Source organism: Mycoplasma sp. 246B (assembly GCF_054353935.1).
Genome location: NZ_JBTHHM010000019.1, coordinates 1 through 1,902, shown reverse-complemented (window position 1 = coordinate 1,902; position 1,902 = coordinate 1). Strand labels below are relative to the sequence as shown.

Sequence of the window (1,902 nt, the reverse complement as noted above, 5' to 3'; positions counted from 1 at the left end):
AATATTCTGCTATTGATTCAGTAGGTTTTTGTGTGAATTCGTTAAAATCAAGTGCCCCTACTATTAAGTTATTAGGTGAAAGTGCATACCCATCTACCCATTCGTTTTCTTTTTCTTTTTGATCATTTCCATTTCCGGATGAAAAGATATTAACAACTCCATATTTTCTAGAAATATAATCTAAAAATAAATTATTTTCATCATATGTGGTTCATCAATTATCATATTTCATACCATAACTATGGTTTATAACTCTTACTCCTTTTTCTTTAACCATTCATTCAATAGCACTTTGTCATTCATAATTATCAATAAATGCTGAAAAATAAAGTTTTGAATATCTATCATATCCTTTTTCACCTGCTGCGATATTTGAAACTTCGTTTGCATGATGACTTAGTTTAATCTTTTTATCAATATCTTGTAATTCAACACCATACCTTTGAAAGTTTTGTAATTTTGTTGTATCGATTTTTCCTTTTACTTCTATAACACCAACATTTCCTTTTTTATTTCGATATCTGCTATTTTCTCTTTGTATTTGTTTTTTAAAGTTTACTATATCTAAGTCTTTTGAATTATCTATTATAATATCACGATTATAATAAACATCTCAATCAATTTCTTCTTCTTTATCTGAACTGTTGGTAGAAAATTGTAGATTTTGTATTTCATTTGGAAATAAAATACCCTTATAAATTTCTTTTTTTTCTATAATATTTTTGACAAATTCTTTTCTTTGATTTTCGTTATCAAAATAGAATCAAACTATCGGCATCATCGAGCTTGTTTGATAGCCTTTGAAATATAAATTTGATTTTTTAATGTTTTCTATGAATTTATTATTTTTTTGGACGGTTAAGTTTTCATCCATAACTGAATTGTTTGCTTCATAATTTAATAAAAGTTTTAATTCATAATTATTGTTTACAGGAACATTCCTCACAGAATTAAATAGTTGTCCGTTTTTGTTTATACGAACTTCTAATTTATTGCTTTGATATCCTAAATATCAAGGTTTTTCTTGATTTTTTAACACATTTGTAGCTGTTAATGTTACTATACTAGCAACTGATGTAGTTAAAATACTACTAAATAAAAATATTTTTTTAATTTGCTTTTTCATATTTACTCCTTTTTGTGTTTTTTTGTAAGAAATAAATTTCTTTTCAATTTCTTACTTTTTTTATTTTACATAAAAAAGGAGAAATTAAAAAAATAATTTAAAATATAGTAAAAAATTTTGAAAATATGTAAAAAATATGAAAAAGCAGTTTCGAAATGACTAAGATAAATAAATTAAAAATTTTTATTTAGACAACAGAGAAATAGATTACTTATTTTCAAACTTAAAATCTGAATGTTGAGATTGTAGAGGTTATTCAAAAACAACTTATGAAAAACTATTAAGTATTCTCAAGAGTAAAGTGAAACGATATAATGAATAAAAAACGCAAACAAATTTAAATTAAAAATTGCCACAGCAATTTGCTATGACGATTCAAAGTTAAAAACTGCTGGTTTTATACTTTCTTGTATGTATGCTTTATGTTAAATTATTAGACATCTGAAGTTGCTAAACTTATTTCGTTTCATAAATATTCAAAAAGATCCCTTACTTGCTGATCGCTTGGATTCTTATTAACAGTGATAGCCTTAGATTTATTAATATATTTTACATTCATAGTTATACGGGTTTTTTGTGAACTTTCTTCAGCTTTGTATTTAACACCTAATTGCTCTAAATTTATCAGTCAAAAATATAAATGATGCATTGTATCTTCTCTTTTATAATCTGGGACTAAGTTATATTGAGAAAATCCAGAATTTTTATTTCCTGTTTCATACATTAACAAATTTTTAGTCTTAAAGAATTCATCAATATCTTCATTATTTAAATAA

The 1,902-nt window shown here is 24.1% G+C and carries 2 protein-coding genes; both read right to left on the bottom strand.

Features of this window, described 5'->3' with window-relative positions:
* Positions 1-1,126 (bottom strand): S8 family serine peptidase (locus ACXYRR_RS04185; RefSeq protein ID WP_458598198.1); only part of this gene is annotated, 1,126 nt, incomplete at its 3' end.
* A 433-nt stretch (positions 1,127-1,559) separates the two neighbouring features.
* A partial coding sequence (locus ACXYRR_RS04180; protein WP_458598196.1) for a hypothetical protein occupies positions 1,560-1,902 on the bottom strand: 343 nt, incomplete at its 5' end.